Annotated in this window: 18 protein-coding genes; 8 read left to right on the top strand and 10 right to left on the bottom strand. The window is 66.0% G+C overall.

Translation table 11 applies throughout. The annotated features are described in order from the left end of the window. Positions 1-42 precede the first annotated feature (42 nt). The 3 genes from atpG (at position 43) to ACZK0Z_RS19635 (ending at position 2,887) form a co-directional block, all read left to right on the top strand. Entirely contained in the window at positions 43-906 is an 864-nt protein-coding gene (atpG, locus tag ACZK0Z_RS19645) for a F0F1 ATP synthase subunit gamma (protein ID WP_006471334.1), read from the top strand. Positions 907-944: 38 nt separating this feature from the next. Continuing rightward, positions 945-2,351, top strand: a complete 1,407-nt coding sequence (atpD, locus tag ACZK0Z_RS19640; protein ID WP_049429233.1) for a F0F1 ATP synthase subunit beta — start codon at positions 945-947, stop codon at positions 2,349-2,351. Between the two features lie 113 nt (positions 2,352-2,464). Next, positions 2,465-2,887, top strand: a complete 423-nt coding sequence (locus tag ACZK0Z_RS19635; RefSeq protein WP_005411127.1) for a F0F1 ATP synthase subunit epsilon — start codon at positions 2,465-2,467, stop codon at positions 2,885-2,887. 184 nt (positions 2,888-3,071) lie between these two features. On the opposite strand, the gene ACZK0Z_RS19630 is transcribed toward ACZK0Z_RS19635, so the two are convergent. Beyond that, positions 3,072-3,455, bottom strand: coding sequence for a GtrA family protein (locus tag ACZK0Z_RS19630; RefSeq protein ID WP_049429234.1), 384 nt, complete (start codon positions 3,453-3,455; stop codon positions 3,072-3,074). 83 nt (positions 3,456-3,538) lie between these two features. On the opposite strand from ACZK0Z_RS19630, the gene glmU reads away from it, so the two are divergent. Continuing rightward, the gene (glmU, locus tag ACZK0Z_RS19625; protein ID WP_049429235.1) at positions 3,539-4,906 is read left to right on the top strand and encodes a bifunctional UDP-N-acetylglucosamine diphosphorylase/glucosamine-1-phosphate N-acetyltransferase GlmU; all 1,368 of its coding nucleotides are present in this window, start codon (positions 3,539-3,541) and stop codon (positions 4,904-4,906) included. Next, positions 4,875-5,408, top strand: coding sequence for a GNAT family N-acetyltransferase (locus ACZK0Z_RS19620; protein ID WP_197632730.1), 534 nt, complete (start codon positions 4,875-4,877; stop codon positions 5,406-5,408). Before glmU ends, ACZK0Z_RS19620 begins: the two co-directional genes overlap by 32 nt. 90 nt (positions 5,409-5,498) lie before the next feature. Here ACZK0Z_RS19620 and ACZK0Z_RS19615 read toward each other — a convergent pair whose 3' ends face one another. From ACZK0Z_RS19615 to ACZK0Z_RS19585, 7 genes are all read right to left on the bottom strand, one after another. Beyond that, positions 5,499-6,851 (bottom strand): sensor histidine kinase, encoded by a 1,353-nt coding sequence (locus tag ACZK0Z_RS19615; protein ID WP_197632729.1) that lies wholly within the window; start codon positions 6,849-6,851, stop codon positions 5,499-5,501. Beyond that, on the bottom strand, positions 6,848-8,194 hold the full coding sequence (locus tag ACZK0Z_RS19610) for a sigma-54-dependent transcriptional regulator (protein ID WP_049429264.1): 1,347 nt from the start codon (positions 8,192-8,194) through the stop codon (positions 6,848-6,850). Before ACZK0Z_RS19610 ends, ACZK0Z_RS19615 begins: the two co-directional genes overlap by 4 nt. A 123-nt stretch (positions 8,195-8,317) precedes the next feature. Beyond that, positions 8,318-8,710, bottom strand: coding sequence for a PDZ domain-containing protein (locus tag ACZK0Z_RS19605; RefSeq protein WP_049429238.1), 393 nt, complete (start codon positions 8,708-8,710; stop codon positions 8,318-8,320). A gap of 1 nt (position 8,711) precedes the next feature. After that, positions 8,712-9,929 (bottom strand): ABC transporter permease, encoded by a 1,218-nt coding sequence (locus ACZK0Z_RS19600; RefSeq protein WP_049429239.1) that lies wholly within the window; start codon positions 9,927-9,929, stop codon positions 8,712-8,714. Between the two features lie 20 nt (positions 9,930-9,949). Continuing rightward, entirely contained in the window at positions 9,950-11,248 is a 1,299-nt protein-coding gene (locus tag ACZK0Z_RS19595; protein ID WP_005414537.1) for an ABC transporter permease, read from the bottom strand. 10 nt (positions 11,249-11,258) lie between these two features. Beyond that, complete coding sequence (locus ACZK0Z_RS19590) at positions 11,259-11,984, bottom strand: ABC transporter ATP-binding protein (protein WP_049429240.1); 726 nt, start codon at positions 11,982-11,984, stop codon at positions 11,259-11,261. Between the two features lie 35 nt (positions 11,985-12,019). Then, positions 12,020-13,297, bottom strand: a complete 1,278-nt coding sequence (locus tag ACZK0Z_RS19585; protein WP_049429241.1) for an efflux RND transporter periplasmic adaptor subunit — start codon at positions 13,295-13,297, stop codon at positions 12,020-12,022. Positions 13,298-13,500: 203 nt separating this feature from the next. Here ACZK0Z_RS19585 and glmS point away from each other — a divergent pair, with 203 nt between their 5' ends. Together glmS and ACZK0Z_RS19575 are read left to right on the top strand one after the other, a co-directional pair. Then, a complete protein-coding gene (glmS, locus tag ACZK0Z_RS19580) occupies positions 13,501-15,339 on the top strand; it encodes a glutamine--fructose-6-phosphate transaminase (isomerizing) (RefSeq protein WP_049429242.1) in 1,839 nt (612 codons plus the stop codon). A 444-nt stretch (positions 15,340-15,783) separates the two neighbouring features. Then, positions 15,784-16,215, top strand: coding sequence for a CBS domain-containing protein (locus ACZK0Z_RS19575; protein ID WP_005411115.1), 432 nt, complete (start codon positions 15,784-15,786; stop codon positions 16,213-16,215). A gap of 67 nt (positions 16,216-16,282) precedes the next feature. Here ACZK0Z_RS19575 and ACZK0Z_RS19570 read toward each other — a convergent pair whose 3' ends face one another. Both ACZK0Z_RS19570 and gloA read right to left on the bottom strand, forming a co-directional pair. Next, positions 16,283-16,711 (bottom strand): VOC family protein, encoded by a 429-nt coding sequence (locus ACZK0Z_RS19570; protein WP_049429243.1) that lies wholly within the window; start codon positions 16,709-16,711, stop codon positions 16,283-16,285. Between the two features lie 79 nt (positions 16,712-16,790). Next, on the bottom strand, positions 16,791-17,309 hold the full coding sequence (gene gloA / locus ACZK0Z_RS19565; RefSeq protein ID WP_049429244.1) for a lactoylglutathione lyase: 519 nt from the start codon (positions 17,307-17,309) through the stop codon (positions 16,791-16,793). 125 nt (positions 17,310-17,434) lie between these two features. On the opposite strand from gloA, the gene ACZK0Z_RS19560 reads away from it, so the two are divergent. Beyond that, on the top strand, positions 17,435-18,547 hold the full coding sequence (locus ACZK0Z_RS19560) for a PLP-dependent cysteine synthase family protein (protein WP_049429245.1): 1,113 nt from the start codon (positions 17,435-17,437) through the stop codon (positions 18,545-18,547). Positions 18,548-18,569: the final 22 nt, after the last annotated feature.

Here is an 18,569-nt window from a genome sequence, read left to right as displayed (position 1 = left end):
GAACAACGCGGGGCATCAGCCCCGCGCCACGGGAAACAAGAGATGGCAAGCGGACGCGAAATCAAAACCAAGATCAAGAGCGTGCAGAACACCCGCAAGGTGACGCGCGCCCTGGAAATGGTCTCGGCCTCCAAGATCCGCAAGGCGCAGGATCGGATGAAGACCTCGCGTCCGTACGCGCAGGCGATGAAGCAGGTGATCGGTCATCTGGCCCAGGCCAGCACCGACTACCAGCATCCGTTCCTGGTCGAGCGCGAGCAGGTCAAGCGGGTCGGTTTCATCGTGATCTCCTCCGATCGCGGCCTGGCCGGCGGCCTGAACAACAACCTGTTCCGCAAGATGCTGGGCGAAGCCAAGGCATGGCAGGACAAGGGTGCTGAAGTGGACCTGGTGACCATCGGCCAGAAGGCATCGACCTTCTTCCGACGCGTGAAGGTCAACATGGTCGGCAGCGTGACCCACATCGGCGACGTGCCGAAGCTGGAATCGCTGATCGGTGTGATCAAGGTCATGCTCGACGCCTTCACCGAAGGCAAGGTCGACCGCGTGTACCTGGTCTACAACCGCTTCGTGAACACCATGACGCAGAAGGCCAGCTTCGATCAGCTGCTGCCGCTGCCGCCGGCTGAGAAGCAGGTCGCTCACCACGACTGGGATTACCTGTACGAACCCGATGCCGCGACCGTGCTGGAGCACGTGATGACGCGTTACATCGAGTCGCTGGTGTACCAGGCACTGCTGGAAAACGTCGCCTCCGAGCATGCAGCACGCATGGTTGCGATGAAGGCGGCGAGCGACAACGCCAACAAGCTGATCGGCACCCTGCAGCTCGTCTACAACAAGGCGCGCCAGGCAGCGATCACCCAGGAAATCTCCGAAATCGTCGGCGGCGCGGCAGCAGTCTGACCGCGTTCGTTCAAAGCACACATTTAGAGGATGCAGCAATGAGTCAGGGCAAGATCGTTCAGATCATCGGCGCGGTCGTCGACGTCGAATTCCCGCGTGAGTCGGTGCCGAAGGTGTACGACGCGCTGAAGGTCGACAACACCGAAATCACCCTTGAAGTCCAGCAGCAGCTGGGCGACGGCGTGGTGCGTACCATCGCCCTCGGTTCCACCGACGGCCTGAAGCGCAACCTGGTCGCCACCAACACCGGTCGTGGCATCTCGGTGCCGGTCGGCGCCGGCACCCTGGGCCGCATCATGGACGTGCTCGGCCGTCCGATCGACGAAGCCGGCCCGGTGGCTGCCAGCGACAACTGGGAAATCCACCGTGCGGCGCCGTCGTACGAAGACCAGTCCCCGGCCACCGAGCTGCTGGAAACCGGCATCAAGGTCATCGACCTGATGTGCCCGTTCGCCAAGGGCGGCAAGGTCGGCCTGTTCGGCGGCGCCGGCGTCGGCAAGACCGTCAACATGATGGAGCTGATCAACAACATCGCCAAGGCGCACAGCGGTCTGTCCGTGTTCGCCGGCGTGGGTGAGCGTACCCGTGAGGGCAACGACTTCTACCACGAAATGAAGGACTCCAACGTCCTCGACAAGGTGGCGATGGTGTACGGCCAGATGAACGAGCCGCCGGGCAACCGTCTGCGCGTCGCCCTGACCGGCCTGACCATGGCCGAGTACTTCCGCGACGAGAAGGACGAAAACGGCAAGGGCAAGGACGTCCTGCTGTTCGTCGACAACATCTACCGCTACACCCTGGCCGGTACCGAAGTGTCGGCACTGCTGGGCCGCATGCCGTCCGCCGTGGGTTACCAGCCGACCCTGGCCGAGGAAATGGGCGTCCTGCAGGAGCGCATCACCTCGACCAAGAATGGCTCGATCACCTCGATCCAGGCCGTCTACGTTCCCGCGGACGACCTGACCGACCCGTCGCCGGCGACCACCTTCGCCCACCTGGACTCGACCGTCACCCTGTCGCGTTCGATCGCCTCGCTGGGTATCTACCCGGCCGTCGATCCGCTGGACTCCACCAGCCGCCAGATGGATCCGCTGGTCATCGGCCACGAGCACTACGACACCGCCCAGCGCGTCCAGCAGACCCTGCAGAAGTACAAGGAACTGAAGGACATCATCGCGATCCTGGGCATGGACGAACTGTCCGAAGAGGACAAGCAGGCCGTGTCGCGCGCCCGTAAGATCGAGCGCTTCTTCAGCCAGCCGTTCCACGTGGCCGAAGTGTTCACCGGTTCGCCGGGCAAGTACGTGCCTCTGAAGGACACCATCCGTGGCTTCAAGGCCATCGTCGATGGCGAGTACGACCACCTGCCGGAGCAGGCGTTCTACATGGTCGGCGGCATCGAAGAAGCGGTCGAGAAGGCCAAGAAGATGGCCGAGAAGGCCTGATCCGGGGCGGGCGGGAGCGATCCTGCCCGACCTGACGCCGGCGCCGGGCAACCGCCCGCGCCGGTGGACTCCCACGGTGGCATTGCGCCGCCGCGAACAGCGAAGAGATTTGCATGAGCACGATCCGTTGCGACATCGTCAGCGCCGAGCAGGAAATCTTCCGTGGCGAAGCGACCCTGGTCGTGGCCACCGGTGAGCTGGGCGAACTGGGCATCGCGCCCAAGCACGCGCCGCTGATCACCCGCCTGAAGCCGGGCAAGGTGGTGGTGACCACGCCGAACGGCGAGCAGCTGGATTTCGCCATTTCCGGCGGCATCCTGGAAGTTCAGCCGCAGGTGGTGACCGTGCTGGCCGACACCGCGATCCGCGCGCAGGACATCGACGAAGCCTCGGTCCGCAAGGCCAAGGAAGAAGCCGAGCGCATCCTGGCCAACCGCGGTGAAGCCATGGAAGTGGCCGAAGCCCAGCAGAAGCTGGCCGAAGCCGTTGTCCAGCTGCAGGCCCTGGAACGCCTGCGCAAGACCCTCAAGCACTGAGGTTCACGCGCTGCATCCACGAAAACGCCGGCCTTGTGCCGGCGTTTTTGTTTGGGTTGCCGGGTAGAGTCGACTGTCAGTCGACTACCGCGCGCAGCGCGGGACTTTCGCGACCTCACGGAAGAGCAGTCGACCAACAGTCGACTCTACCGTTCCGGTTCCGCTTCCAGATCCTGGCGCGGTCTCAGCGATACACCACGTAGCGCATCAGCAGGAACGACACGAAGGCCAGCGCACCTTCCACCAGCGGCTTGGCCAGCCAGGTGTACTGCAGGCCGAGCGCGTGATCGACCAGGCTCACCAGCAGCGTGCTTGCCGCGGTCATCAGCAGCCACAGCCCGAAGAAGCGGGCAAAGCGCTTCCAGCCCAGCCTGTGTGCGCCCGCCTCGGCGAAGGTGTAGCGGCCGTTGAGCCAGAAGCCCAGCAGCATGCCGGCCAGGCGCCCGGCGACGTTGGCCGGCGCCACTGGCATGCCCAGCGCGGTGGCGGCCACGAACACGAGCCAGTCGAGCAGCAGCTGCACGAGCCCGATGACGAGGTAGGCGCTTCCCTGGCGGATGAGGCTCATCGGCATGGCGAAGGGGGAGGGATGCCCATGTTAACGGCGCACGCTCTAGAATCATCGGCAACGAACCACGGACTGCCGTTCCCATGACCCAACCCCTGCACGTCATCATCCTCGCCGCCGGCGCTGGCAAGCGCATGAAGTCGGTGCTGCCGAAGGTGCTGCAGCCGATCGCGGGCAAGCCGATGCTGGCGCACGTGATCGATGCGGCCCGTGAGCTCCAGCCGACGGCGATACACGTGGTCCATGGCCATGGCGGTGAGGCGGTGCGTCAGTACTTCGCCGGACAGCCCGACCTGCAATGGGCCGAGCAGGCGCAACAGCTCGGCACCGGCCACGCGGTGGCGCAGGCGATGCCCCAGGTTCCCGACCTGGCGCAGGTGCTGGTCCTGTACGGCGATGTGCCGCTGATCCGTGCGCAGACCCTGCGCGACCTTCTGGCGCAGCCGGGCCGGCTGGCGGTACTTGTGGCCGAGGTGGATGACCCGACCGGCTATGGCCGCGTGCTGCGCGATGCCGAGGGTAAGGTCGGCGCGATCATCGAGCAGAAGGACGCCACCGATGACCAGCTGCGCGTGCGTACGATCAACACCGGCATCATCGCCGCGGAATCGACCGCGCTGCGCCGCTGGCTGTCGCAGCTGTCGAACAGCAACGCACAGGGCGAGTACTACCTCACCGATGTCTTTGCTTTTGCCGCGCACGAGTACACACCGGCCGAAATGGCGCTGGTGGCCGATGCGCAGGAGGCCGAAGGTGCAAACGACCCCTGGCAGCTGTCGCAGCTGGAGCGTGCCTGGCAGCGTCGCGCGGTGCGTGCGCTGTGCGCGCAGGGCGCGCGCGTGCGCGACCCGGCACGGCTGGACATCCGCGGCACCGTCACCGTCGGCAGCGACGTGCTGATCGATGTCGACGTGGTGCTGGAAGGCAACATCGTGCTCGGTGACGGCGTCACCGTCGGCCCGTTCAACCGCCTGAAGGACGTCAACCTCGGGCCGGGCACCGAGGTGCGCGCGCATTGCGATCTGGAAGGCGTGGTCACCGAAGGCGCTGCGCAGATCGGCCCGTTCGCGCGGCTGCGCCCGGGCACCGTGCTGGCCGATGGCGTGCACGTCGGCAACTTCGTCGAGACCAAGAAGGTCACGCTGGGTGTGGGCAGCAAGGCCAATCACCTCACCTACCTGGGCGATGCGGTGATCGGCAGCAAGGTGAACATCGGCGCCGGCACCATCACCTGCAACTACGATGGCGTGAACAAGTCGACCACCACCATCGGCGACAACGCGTTCATCGGCTCCAACAGTTCGCTGGTAGCGCCGGTGACCATTGGCGACGGGGCGACCATTGCCGCCGGCTCGGTCATCACCCGCAACGCGCCGGATGGCAAGCTGACACTGGCGCGTGCACGACAGGAAACCATCGATGGCTGGAAGCGCCCGCTCAAGAAGTCCTGAGCCCCGCCTTCCTCGCGCCGAAGAACTCGGTGTGCTGCCCGGCATCGAGCAGCGCGCCGGCGAGCTGTTGAAGGGCCATGAGGCCTATCCGGTGTTCGCCGGGCATGGCCTGGACCTGGCGACATTACAGGAGGGCCTCGAGCGCCGGCAGCTGTGGGTGGTGGACGCGGCTGACGGTGGCATCGCCGGCTATCTGCTTGGCGGCGAACTGGCGGGTGAGTTCCACGTGTTGCAGATGGATGTGGATCCTGCGCATGCGCGGCAAGGTCTTGGGCGCGCGTTGTTGCGCCACGCATTGGTGCAGGCCCGGGTGGAAGGCTATCGCTCGGCGGTGCTGTCCACGTTGTCCGACGTGCCGTGGAATGCGGGCTTCTATGCCAGCGAAGGGTTCGCCGCCGTGCCGGAGGCGGAGTGGGGAGCCGGACTGCAGTCGGAGATGGCCGAAGAGGCCGCGCTCGGGTTTCCGATGCATCTGCGGGTCGCGATGCGGCGCGCCTGGTAGCTGCCGACCTTGGTCGACATATCCACGCATGGCGTGGATCTACTGACTGGCCGACCAGGGGGCGACTACCGGCAGCCCCGATCGACCCGCTCAACCCACCGGCAGCAGGATCGACACGCACAATCCACCATCGCCGCGATTCTGCAGTGACACGCGCCCGCCGTGTGCCTCCACGATCTCGCGCGTCAGCGCCAGCCCCAGCCCGGTGCCGTTGCGCTTGGTCGAATAGAACGGCATCAGTGCGTTCTGCAGCACCTGTTCGTTCATGCCTTTGCCACGATCCAGCACGTCCAGGCGCAGCCACTGCGGCAGCCGCGTCAGCTGCACCTGCACGTCATCGTTGGGTGGATCGGCTTCGGCGCACGCTTCATGTGCGTTCTTGAGCAGGTTCAACAACGCCTGCCCGAACTGCGCGATGTCGATGCGGCTGCTCAGCTCCTCGTCCGGCTCGCGATCCATGCCGAACGGAATCTGCTGGCGCAGGCTGGACAGGAACGGTGCCCAGTGCACGGTCTGCAGCTGCGGCTGCGGCAGCTTGGCAAAGCGTGCATAGCCGCGGATAAAGCCTTCCAGATGGCGCGCGCGGTCCTCGATGGTGGTGAAGATCTCGGGCAGCCGGTCGAAGCGCTCGCGCTGCACCAGCACGCCGCCGGAATGGGCGAGCGAAGCGATCGGCGCAAGGGAGTTGTTGAGCTCGTGGCTGATCACCCGGATCACCTTCTTCCAGGTCTGCACTTCCTGGCGGCGCAGTTCAGCCGTCAGCAGCCGCACCAGCAACAGGTCGTGCGGGCGGCCGTTGAGCTGGAACGCGCGGCGCGAGAGGTGGTAGACCTGCTCATCGTCCTCGTCGCCGTCTTCGCCATCGGCATGTACCGCGAACAGGCTGTCACCGCCACGGGCGATGGCATCGCGCAGTTCCACCGGCACCTGTTCCAGAACGTCTTCCAGGCGCTGGCCTTCCAGCTTCCAGCCGCCGTGCAGCAGCTTGCGCGCCGCCAGGTTTGAGAACACCACGCGGGCCACGCCATCACCGCCGGAGGCGATCAGCAGCATCGCCACCGGTGTGTTCTGCACCATGGTGTCCAGCAGCAGCTCGCGTTGCACCAGTCCCTGTCGCTGCGCGCGCAGTACGTCGCCCAGCTCGCGGTGGGCCTGCACCAGATCGCCCAGCTCGTCGTTCCCAGGCCAGTGCACGCCGAAGTTGTATTCGCCGTCGCGATAACTGCTGGTGGTACCCGCCAGCGCACGCATCAGCGAGCGTACCGGCGCCGTCGCGCGGCGCAGGGTCCACCACATCAGCGACAGCAGGATCAGCGCCGATACCGTGGTCACCACCCAACCATGGTCCATCCAGTAGGCCAGCAGCCACGGCAGTGCCGCCGCCAGTGCCAACACCGGCAGCAGGCGCAGGAACAGGCGGAAAGTGAACGAGCGTCGTTTCATTCGCGTGGAATACCGTGGCGGTCCATGCGCCGGTACAGCGCCTGGCGGCTCAGGCCAAGCTCGGCGGCGGCCTGGGCGATGACGCCATGGTTGCGCGCCAGTACATCCTCGATGCGTGCGCGGTCGGGATCATTGCCTGCGCTGGGTGCGGGTCGCGGTGCGACGGCTGCGCGCGGCAGGTTGAGATCGCCCACTTCGATACGGTTGCCGGTGGCCAGCAGTTCGGCACGCTGGATCACGTTGCGCAGTTCGCGCACGTTGCCCGGCCACGGATGCCGCTGCAGCGCTGCGGTGGCCGCGCTGGACAGCGGTTTGCCGGCGGCCAGGAAGCGCTCGGCCAGCGGCACGATGTCGCCCGGTCGTTCGGCCAGCGGCGGCAGCACCAGTTCCACCGTATTGAGGCGGTAATAGAGGTCTTCGCGGAAGGTGCCGTCGCGGATCATCGCCGGCAGGTCGGCATTGGTCGCGCTGACCACGCGGACCTTGACCTGGCGTTCGCGGTTGGAGCCCAGGCGCTCGAAGCGGCCGGTTTCCAGCACACGCAGCAGTTTCATCTGCCCGCCCAGCGACAGGTTTCCGATCTCATCCAGGAAGAGGGTGCCACCATCGGCGGCTTCGAATTTGCCTTCGCGTGCCTTGTTGGCGCCGGTATATGCACCGGCTTCGGCACCGAACAGCTCGGCTTCGATCAGTTCCGAGGGCAGCGCGCCGCAGTTGACCGCCACGAACGGACCCTTGGCCACCAGTGAATTGGCCTGGATGATCTGCGCGATCTTTTCCTTGCCGGCGCCGTTGGGGCCGGTGATCAGCACCGGCAGTTCCGAGCGTGCAACCTGACAGGCCAGGGTGACCACACGCTCGCTGGCCGGATCGGCGACCACTGCACCGCACAGGTCGTACTTCGCTTCCAGCGCATTGCGCTGGCGCAGTTCACGCGTGCGCCGGCGGTCCAGCTCGCGGCGTGCCTCGGACAGTTCCAGCAGGTTGTTGACCGTGGTCATCAGCTTGCGGTCGTCCCAGGGCTTGGCCAGGTAGTCGGCGGCACCGGCCTTGACCAGGTCCACCGCACTGCTCAGGTGGGTCCAGGCGGTCAGCAGGATCACCGGCAGGTCAGGGTGGCGCGCACGGATCTGTGCGAACAGGGCCTCGCCCTCCTCACCGGAAGTGGTGTCCTCGCTGAAATTCATGTCCTGGATGACCAGGTCGACCGGCTGTGATTCGAGCAGAGCCAACCCGTCTGCGGGCGTCTGCGCCTGCAGGGTGTCGATGTCGTGCAGGGAGAACAGCACGTCCAGCGCGGTGCCCACGCTGGCGTTGTCGTCGATGATCAGGATCGCGGGCATCAAGCGGTTCTGCAGAAAGGGATGGGCGGCGCCGATGGAGCCGTTCGTGTCCACGCACCGGGAGAGCCCGGCGCCACCCATCAAGCATAGCCAAACCCGTGGCTGTGCAGGAGCGACCCTCGCTCAGCGCTGGGGCCGGGCCGGGGGCGCTGGCGGCGCTGGTGGCGGTGGCGCGTCCAGCGCCTGGCGCCAGGCCGCCGCGTCGACCGCCACCGTCAGTTCGCGTCTGTCGCGGCGCAGCAACAGGTAGGCGGTGGCTGCGTTGGAATGGCGCAGGGCCACGGCAAGGTGTTCGACCCGGCGCACCGCCGTGTCGTCCACGCGGAGGATGCGATCACCGCTGCGCACGCCGAAGCGTGCTTCCGGGCTGGCGGCCTCCACATGCACTTGCCCTTCGGTCGAGCGCAGCGACAGCCGCGCTCCATCCTGGCGCCATTCCAGCGTCTGTGCGCTGCCACCACCGGCCAGCGCCGGCAGTGGCAGAAGCAGGATCAGGCACATCGCGCAGGCACGCATCTCACGCGCCCCGCGTGGCGACCGCAGGCGGTACCGCCGCCGCACGCCGGGCCGGACCGAACACCGCGATCTGGCCCAGCACCCACAGCAGCAGCGCACCCAGCGGCAGGTAGTACAGCGGCATGCGCGGCAGCTCGTACAGGTTCATCAACGCCAGGTTGATCGCGTACGCCGCCAGCATGCCCAGCACGATGCCCAGCGTGGCCAGCAGGAAGTTCTCGGTCTGGAAGTAGCGCAGGATCTGCCCGCGGGTGGCGCCCAGCGCACGGCGGATGCCGATCTGCTTGCTGCGCTGCTGCACCCAGAAGCTGGCCAGGCCGATGATGCCCAGCGCGGTGACCACCAGCAGCGAGATGCTGACGGTGATCAGCAGGCCGACCATCGCGCGGTCGTTCTTGAAGAAGTCCTTGCGCTGGTCTTCATAGGTCAGCTTGTCGCGCATCAGCCGGTTGGGGTCGTTGCGTTCCAGCGCGGCGGCACCGGCGTCGAGCACGTCCTGGCGGCGTTCGGGCGAGGTGCGCAGGATGTAGGTGCCACCGTCGTCGAAGGTGCGGCGGATCGGCAGCAGCATCGAGTTGGTCCAGTTGTCATTCCAGCCATTGGGCGTGCTGAGCGTGTCGACGATGCCGACCACGTGCAGCGACTGCTTGCCCATGTAATAGGTCTTGCCCAGCGCACTGCCATTGGGCTCCATCTTGGCGGCGGTGGCCTGGGTGAGGATGACCGGGATGGCCTTTTCCTTGGCGCCGCCCTTGCTGACGTCTTCGAAGTTCTGGTACTCGTCGGGCAGGAAATCGCGGCCGGCGATCAGATTGATGCCCATCGTCGCCAGCCCGTTCTCGGACAGGGTGTACATCGAGGCGTTGGTGGTCGGCCGTTCCTGGTCGATCACGCGCGAGATGCTGCTGCTGGAGGAACCGTTGCGGAAGGGGATCTGGTTGATGATCGTGACGTTGCTGACGCCGGGAATCGCACGCAGCGATGCCAGGTCCTCGCGGGTGCGGGCCATGGCGTCGGTCTGCTTGCCGATGCCACTGACGCGCAGCATTACCAGTTCGCTCTCGGCGATGCCGCTGGGCATGCTGATCTTTTCCACGCGCTGGCTGACCAGGAACAGCGCGTTGCAGACGATGGCGCAGGTCAGTGCGACTTCCAGCACGATCAGGGCAGCGGCGGTCTTGTGCCGGCGCAGCGTGCTGAGGATGGGGCGGATGTCCATGGGAGTCCTCGTTCGGGTGCTTACTGCGACTTGAGCTGGATGGCCGGGGTGACCTGCATGGCGCGCCAGGCGGGCAGGAAACCGGCGGCGAGGCTGGCGAACAGGGTCAGGCCCAGTGCGAGCAGCAGCATGTTGCCGTCAAGGTGGGCCAGCTTGGCGTACTCCACCGGTTGCTGGCGCACCGCGAACAGACCGAGCAGGGCCAGACCGATGCCCAGCACGCCACCGACCACGCCGACCGCGCCGGCTTCCACCAGGCACTGCAGGAAGATCTGGCCGCGGCTGGCACCGAGTGCACGGCGCACGCCGATCTCACCGCTGCGGCGCAGGAACTTGGCCAGCAGCAGGCCTACCGTGTTGACCAGGCAGACACCGAGGAAGCCCAGCGCCAGCCACAGCTGCAAGCGCACGTCGCTGGGGACTGCACCATTGAAGTCCAGCCATTCCATCACGGTGCGCAGGCGCACGTTCGGCGGATGCTTGAAGCGGCCGGCCTCGCGCTGCTGGGTCGAATAGTTCTCCAGGTAGCGGCGGTAGTCGCCGGCCTTGGCCGGATCCATCTCCACCCAGTACTGCAGCCATGCGCACGGTGCATTGAGCGAGTAGCTGTTGCCGTCGGGGTTTTCGCCGAAGCAGTTCATGTTGCCGTTGTTGCCGAGCTTCAGGTCGAACGAGGTGGAGATCGGCAGCAGCAGGTCTTCGTTCTTGCCGTAGCTGCCGGTGGTCAGGTCGTAGAAGTGCGGCTCCGGGCTCCATTCCTTCATCACGCCGACGATGCGGTAACTCTGTCCTTCCATGCGCAGGTCGCGGCCCACGCTGTTGGCACCCTGGTACAGCTTGTCGTTGAGCGCCTTGGAGATGACCACCACGCGTGCGCGGCCTTCATCGTCCTCGCGCGTCCAGGGCCGGCCGTACTGCATGGGCACCTCGAACATCGGGAAGAAGTCGGCCGAGGTCCAGCGGGTGTCGATGCTGAAGGGTTTGAGGGTGCTGTTGTCCGGTTCGATGGTGCCGCCACCGCCGCTCATCAGCGCCTGGCGTTCACCCTTGGCTTCGCGCAGCAGCGCTTCACCGTCGAAGCGGGTGAGTTGGGTTTCCGGCTCTTCGCCGGCGACATAGGCGCCGGTCGCGGCATCGAGCTGCACGTAGAACAGGCGGTCGCTCTTGCCGGGGATCGGGTCGCCGGACAACACGTGGAACACGGTCAACGTGGTCATCGAGGCGCCGATGCCGAGCGCGATGGCAACCACCATCAGCGCGGTCAGGACCTTGTTGCGGCGGAAGCTGCGCGCCGCCAATCGGGCGTAGTAGGCGAACATGGTCGGGCCCTCACTCGTTGACGGCGACGATGTGGCGCACCGGCGTGGCCAGCACCGGCTCACGCACCAGGTCGGTCACCTGGCCATCGACGATGTGCACGTTGCGCTGCGCGCGTGCGGCCAGTTCCGGGTCGTGGGTGACCATCACGATGGTGGTGCCGGCGGCATTGATCTCTTCCAGCAGTTCCATCACGCCACGGGCCATCTGCGTATCCAGGTTGCCGGTCGGTTCGTCGGCCAGCAGCAGGCGCGGGCTGCCGGCCAGGGCACGTGCGATCGCCGCGCGCTGCTGCTGGCCGCCGGACAGCTCGTTCGGGTAGTGCTTCATGCGCGAGCCGAGGCCGACCTGGGTCAGCGCCTTCTCGATGCGTTCGCGGCGCTCGTTGGCGCTCATCTTGCGATAGCGCAGCGGCACGTCGACGTTGTCGAACAGGTTGAGGTCCGGGATCAGGTTGAAGCCCTGGAAGATGAAGCCGATCTTCTGGTTGCGCAGGCGGCTGCGCGCATCATCACCCAGCGTGCTCACGTCCTGGCCGTCCAGCATGTAGGTGCCACTGGTGAAGGTTTCCAGCAGGCCGGCGATGTTGAGGAAGGTGGTCTTGCCGGAACCGGACGGGCCGGTGACGGCAACGAATTCGCCTTCCTTGACCTGCAGTTCCAGCGAGCGCAGTGCGTGGGTTTCCACCTGTTCGGTGCGGAAGACCTTGGCGACCGAGCGCATTTCGAGCATGTACATGGGGTGTCCTCTCTCCAGGATTCAGGTATCAGGTATCAGTTGACGGAGACGCGCTCGGCGTCCTTGAACAGGTCGCTGCCGGAGACCACGATGCGGTCGCCCGGTTGCACACCCGACTTGATTTCCACTTCGCCCAGGCTGCTGACGCCCAGTTCCACCGGACGGCGCACGGCGGTGCGGCCATCCATCACGTAGGCCATGCCATTGCCCTGTTCGACGAACGGGCCGCGCTCGACCTTCAGCACGTTCCTGCGGGTATCGAGCAGCACGCGCACCGACATCCGCTGGCTCTGGCGCAGGCCTTCCGGCTGCGCGCTGGCAAAGCGCACGCGGGCGTTTACCTCACCGTTGACCACTTCCGGCGACACTGCGCTGATTTCGCCCGGGAACGGCTGGCCGTTGCCACCGGTCAGCTGCGCCGGCATGCCGATCGCCAGGTCGCGGGCGAAACTCTCCGGCACCTTGATCTCGACTTCGAACTTGGACAGGTCGACCACGCCCAGCACCGGTGCGTTGGCGGCCAGGTTGGTGGACTGCACCGCCTGCACCTGGCCGACCTGGCCATCGAACGGGGCACGCAGCGTCAGCGCGTCGACCTGGCGCTGCACTTCGGCCACCACCGCCTTCTGGCGATCGGCCAGCAGGCGCTTGTTGCGGGCATCCAGGTCGGCGCCCTGGCTCTGCAGGCGTGCATCGGTGGTGGCGTTGGCCAGGGTGATGTCGGCCTTCTTCAGCGAGTCCTTGGCCTTGGCCAGGTCGATCTGCGGCACCGCACCGCCGTCGTAGCCGCGCTGGTAGCGCTGCAGGTCGCGGTCGGCGGCCTGCCGTTCGATGGTGGCCTGGTCGGTTTCCTTGCGCGACTTGGCGCGGGCCAGGGTGGCGTCCAGCGCGGCGCGGCTGGCTTCGGCTTCCAGGCCGGCCAGGGTGGCCTGTTCCTGGGCCAGCTTGCTGCGCAGTTCGGGGCTGTCGATGATCGCCAGCTCCTGCCCCTTCTTCACCACATCGCCGGCGACCACCTTCAGGTCCACGGTGCCCGCAGAGATGGCATACAGGATCGGGCTGTTGGCGGCGATCACGCGGCCATCGGCGGCGATGTCGCGAACCAGGTCGCCACGCTTCACTTCGGCGATGCGCACGCGGCTGCTGTCGAAGGAGCGGCTGGCGTTGGACCAGGCGTGCACGGCCCAGCCGATGCCGGCGAGCAGGGCGATCGTGCCCAGCGCCGGCCAACGGTAACGGTGCCAGTTGGCGCGCGGGGCGCTGGCCGGGGCGGAGGAAACGATCTGGTCCTGGGCGGAAGTGTCGCGGATCATCGGGTGCGTGCCTGACGGTGGTAGCCAGTACCAAGCACGTAGCGTGCCAACTTTATTTCCTTCTCCATCAATGAGTTGGGTGGGTGTCTGAAGTGTCCGGGTGTCCGCGGACACCTTTCCGGACACTTTCATTAAGCGGACAGGAGGGGGAAGCCGGACACGCAGGCTAGAATGCGACGATCGTCTTCAAGGAAACGCGTGACATGTGTGGAATCGTGGGTGCGATCGCTGATCGCGACGTAGTGCCGGTGCTGATCGAGGGTCTGAAGCGCCTTGAGTACCGTGGTTACGATTCCTCGGGTATCGCGGTGATCGACCATGCCGAGCGGTCGGAGGTGCGTCGCGTGCGTCGTACCGGTCGCGTGTCGGAAATGGCCACCGCGGCCGAGGCCGAGGGCTTCAACGCGGTGCTGGGCATCGGTCACACCCGCTGGGCCACCCACGGCGGTGTCACCGAGGCCAATGCGCATCCGCATATCAGCCAGGGCGTGGCGCTGGTGCACAACGGCATCATCGAGAACCATGAAGAGCAACGCGAGAAGCTGCGCGCCCTGGGCTACACGTTCGAGTCGCAGACCGATACCGAAGTCATCGCGCACCTGATCCACCATCACCTGAAGAGCGGCGACGACCTGCTGGTGGCGCTGCAGCACACGGTGAAGGAACTGACCGGTGCCTACGCGCTGGCCGTGGTCAGCCGCGCCGAGCCGGAGCGCTTCGTCTGTGCGCGCATGGGCTGCCCGCTGCTGATCGGCCTGGGCGAGGGCGAGAACTTCGTCGCTTCGGATGTCTCGGCGGTGATCTCGGCCACCCGCAAGGTGATTTTCCTGGAGGAAGGCGATACCGCCGAAATCCGCCGCGATGGCGTGCGCATCTTCGACGAGCACGACCAGCCGGTCGAGCGCGACGTGCATCTGTCCGACGTATCGCTGGCATCGCTGGAGCTGGGCCCGTACCGCCACTTCATGCAGAAGGAAATCCACGAGCAGCCGCGCGCCCTGGGCGACACCATCGAGGCGGCGATCGATGCCGGTGGTTTCCCGGCCGAGCTGTTCGGCAAGAACGCCGAAGCCGTGTTGTCGGGCATCGAGGGCGTGCAGATCATCGCCTGCGGTACCAGCTACTACGCCGGCCTGACTGCACGCTACTGGGTCGAGGCCATCGCCGGCCTGCCGTGCAGCGTGGAGATCGCCAGCGAGTACCGCTACCGCGCCGCCTACGCGAATCCGAAGCACCTGATCGTGACCATTTCCCAGTCCGGCGAAACGCTGGATACGATGGAAGCGCTGAAGTACGCCAAGTCGCTGGGCCACAAGCACACGCTGTCGATCTGCAACGTGCCGGAAAGCGCGATCCCGCGTGCCAGCGAACTGGTCTGTTACACCCGTGCCGGTGCCGAGATCGGCGTGGCATCGACCAAGGCCTTCACCACCCAGCTGGCGGCACTGTTCCAGCTGACCGTGGTGCTGGGCAAGCTGCATGGCCGCATCGACGCGGCACAGGAAGCGGACTACCTGGAGCAGCTGCGCTTCCTGCCGGGCAGCGTGCAGCACGCGTTGAACATGGAGCCGCAGATTGCTGCGTGGGCCGAGCGCTTCGCGCGCAAGAGCAGCGCGCTGTTCCTGGGCCGCGGCCTGCACTACCCGATCGCGCTGGAAGGCGCGCTCAAGCTCAAGGAAATCTCCTACATCCACGCCGAGGCCTACCCGGCGGGCGAGCTGAAGCATGGTCCGCTGGCGCTGGTGGACGAGGACATGCCGGTGGTGGTGATCGCGCCGAACGACAGCCTGCTGGAAAAGGTGAAGTCGAACATGCAGGAAGTGCGTGCGCGTGGCGGTGAACTGTTCGTGTTCGCCGACCAGGACAGCAACTTCAACGCGTCCGAAGGCGTGCACGTGATTCGTACGCCGCGCCATGCCGGCGTGCTCAGCCCGATCGTGCATACCATTCCGGTGCAGTTGCTGGCGTACCACACCGCGCTGGCACGTGGCACCGACGTGGACAAGCCGCGCAACCTGGCCAAGAGCGTGACAGTGGAGTAAACCCGTCGGCTCGGTTGGATGCTGCAAGCGAAAGGGGCCCCAGTGGCCCCTTTCGTTTGTGCCGGCGTCCGTGCGAAGTGGGACAGCCTCAGGGTGTTCTGTCCGCCGTCGGCAGCCATCAATCAATCTTTAACGCGCGGCATCGCCAGTATTCAGCGGCGGTTTCAGCCACGGTGCCATTCTCTGGATCGTCGGTTGGTTCCCACGACGAACTGTCCCATCGATGCCGATAGTGACCGAGGGACGCAGTCGTAGAATCGATTTGACCGAGATACGGGCTGTGCTGTTGAACCCGCCTCGTTCGCGTTGCAGCACGTCGCCTGTCGATGCATTCCACCGGCAGCCGGGTGCGCCAGACGTGCGCTGAAAGGTCTGTTCCCGGGGAGGGGGCGTATCGGAAGAGCACACTTTTTTGACTTCAGTGACCTGCACCAGGAAACAAGAATGAACGTCCGCGAACTCCTGCAATCCAAGAAAGAAGCTGTCATCACCATCGACGCCGAAGACACCATCGGTGCCGCCGCCCACAAGATGAGCGCGAACAGGATCGCTGCGCTGGTGGTGATGAAGGACGATGCCCCGGTCGGCATCATTTCCGAAAAGGACATCGTGCGCACCCTGGCCGACGACGGCCCGCAGGCCGGCCGCCGGGTGATTTCCAGCCTGCCGTCCACCGGCCTGGAAGGCATCGCCCCGGAGGCCACCCTGAAGCAGGCCATGTCGTTGATGACGTACTCGCGGCGCCGTCATCTGATGGTCACCGAAGGCACCCGCCTGGTTGGCATCCTCAGCCTGGGCGACATCGTGAAGAACCTGCTGGGCGAGCTGGAGCTTGAAAAGGCCGTGCTGCAGGACATCTACATGGCCGCCCACTGAGGGCCACACCGTCGGAAGCAGAGAAGCCGGGCATTGCCCGGCTTCTTCGTTTACGGCATCGGTGAAATCAGAAAGTGACCTTCACCGAGTCGGCGCTGTAGTTGGCCGGGCCGTGGTAGACCACTTCAATGTTGTTGCCATCGGGATCGAGCACGAACGCACCGTAATAGCCCGGGTGGTAGGGGCGTTCGCCGGGCGCGCCGTTGTCGGTACCGCCGGCGGCAATGGCGGCGCTGTGGAAGGCATCGACAGTGGCGGTGTCGCGGGCCTGGAATGCCAGGTGGTGGCGTCCGGTCAGCTGGCCAGCGGCGGCCTCGCTGCTGGCGCTGGAAACGAACAGCTCGTCGGCCCAGAAGTAGTCCTCGCCTTCACCGGCCACCGGGATGCCGATGGTGTCGAACACCGCCTGGTAGAAGCGGCGGCTGGCCGCCAGGTCGCGCACTACCAGCTGGATGTGGTCGATCAGGCGGCCACGGTGAAGTTCCATCGTTTCCATACGAACCTCGCAAAAAAGGGGACGGAGTCGGTAGCGCCGGGCATGGCCTGGCGCTACCGGAATTGTGCCCCTTTCCGGGTCAGGCGTTGGCGATGATCTCGACCCAGTAGCCGTCCGGGTCCTTGATGAAGGCCAGGTTCTTCATGCGGCCGTCGGTCAGGCGCTTCTGGAAGGTCACGCCCAGATCCTCGAAGCGCTGGCAGGCGGCCTCGATGTCCGGCACCGACACGCAGATGTGGCCGAAGCCGCGCGGGTCGCTGTTGCCGTCGTGGTAGACCGCGCCGTCCTGGCTCTCAGTGCCGTGGTTGTGGGTCAGTTCCAGCACGCCCGGCAGGCCGGCCATCCACAGGCGGCGGGCGTTGTCATCTTCCGGCACCATGACGCCGGCGGGCACGTAGGCCAGGAAGTACAGGCTGAACTGGGCCTCCGGGAAATCGCGCTTGTCGATCAGCTGGTAGCCGAGCACGCGGGTGTAGAAGTCCAGCGAGGCGGTAATGTCCTTCACCCGCAGCATGGTGTGGTTGAACACGAAGCCGGTGGTTTCGGCCGGGGCCTGGGCGGCGACGCCGGGAACATCGCGCAGGGCGGGAATGGTCATGGGGGAGGTCCTTCAGGCAGGGCCGTTGCCGGCCGGATGGGGCCATTCTACCGGCCAGCACCTGACGGCACTGCGACGTACAATGGCCGGATCGCACCGTTCCGTCCTGACAACGATTGCCCGCCATGTCGCAGCGTGAATGGGTGGCCGCCGCCATCCGCAAGATCGAAGCCGATTTCAACCGTTCCGCCGATACCCACCTGATCCCGTTGGCGCTGCCCGGGTTCGAGGGCATCGACCTGTACCTGAAGGATGAATCGAGCCATCCCACCGGCAGCCTGAAGCACCGGCTGGCGCGCTCGCTGTTCCTGTATGCGTTGACCAATGGCTGGTTACGCGAAGGGCGCCCGGTGATCGAAGCATCCAGCGGCTCGACCGCGGTCTCCGAGGCCTATTTCGCGCGCCTGCTTGGTTTGCCGTTCATTGCGGTGATCCCGGCCACGACCTCGCCGGAGAAGATCGCGGCAATCGAATTCCACGGTGGCCGCTGCCATCTGGTCGAGCGTGCCTGCGATCTCAACTGCGATTCGGAAAAGCTGGCCCGTGAAACCGGCGGCCACTTCATGGACCAGTTCACCTACGCCGAACGTGCGACCGACTGGCGCGCCAACAACAACATCGCCGAATCCATCTTCAAGCAGATGGCCGAAGAGCCCAGCCCGGTTCCGGAATGGATCGTGTGCAGCCCCGGCACCGGCGGTACCGCCGCCACGCTGGGCCGCTATGTCAGCTACCGCCGGCATGACACCCGCATCCTGTGCGCGGACCCGGAAGTGTCGGTGTTCTTCGACGGTTACCAGGCCGCCGTGGCCGGTGAGCAGGATTGGCGTGGCCTGACCTGCAGCGGTGGCTCGCGCGTGGAAGGCATTGGCCGGCCGCGGGTGGAGCCGAGCTTCATCCCGACCAGCGTCGATGCGATGGTGAAGGTGCCCGATGCGCTGAGCCTGGCCGCGATGCGCCATGTCAGCCGCCAGCTGGGCCGCCGCGTCGGTGGCTCCACCGGCACCAACTTCATCGGCGTGCTGCAGGCCGCACAATGGATGCGCGAGGCGGGCCATCAGGGCAGTATCGTCAGCATCCTGTGCGACAGCGGCGAGCGCTACGCGCAGAGCTATTACGACCCGTCGTGGTACGCGCGCCAGGGCATCGATGTCGACGGCGCCGACGCGCAGCTGGCGGCGGCGGTGGCCGGGCAGGGACTGCCGGCGTTGCCGTGGTGCAGCCTGGAAGCGCTGTAGGACGGTCGATGTTGTCGCCGGG

It is taken from the genome of Stenotrophomonas sp. 116085_Sma, from assembly GCF_056479585.1.
Note: the sequence above shows the minus strand (reverse complement) of the source record. Positions and strands in the feature narration are given on the sequence as shown.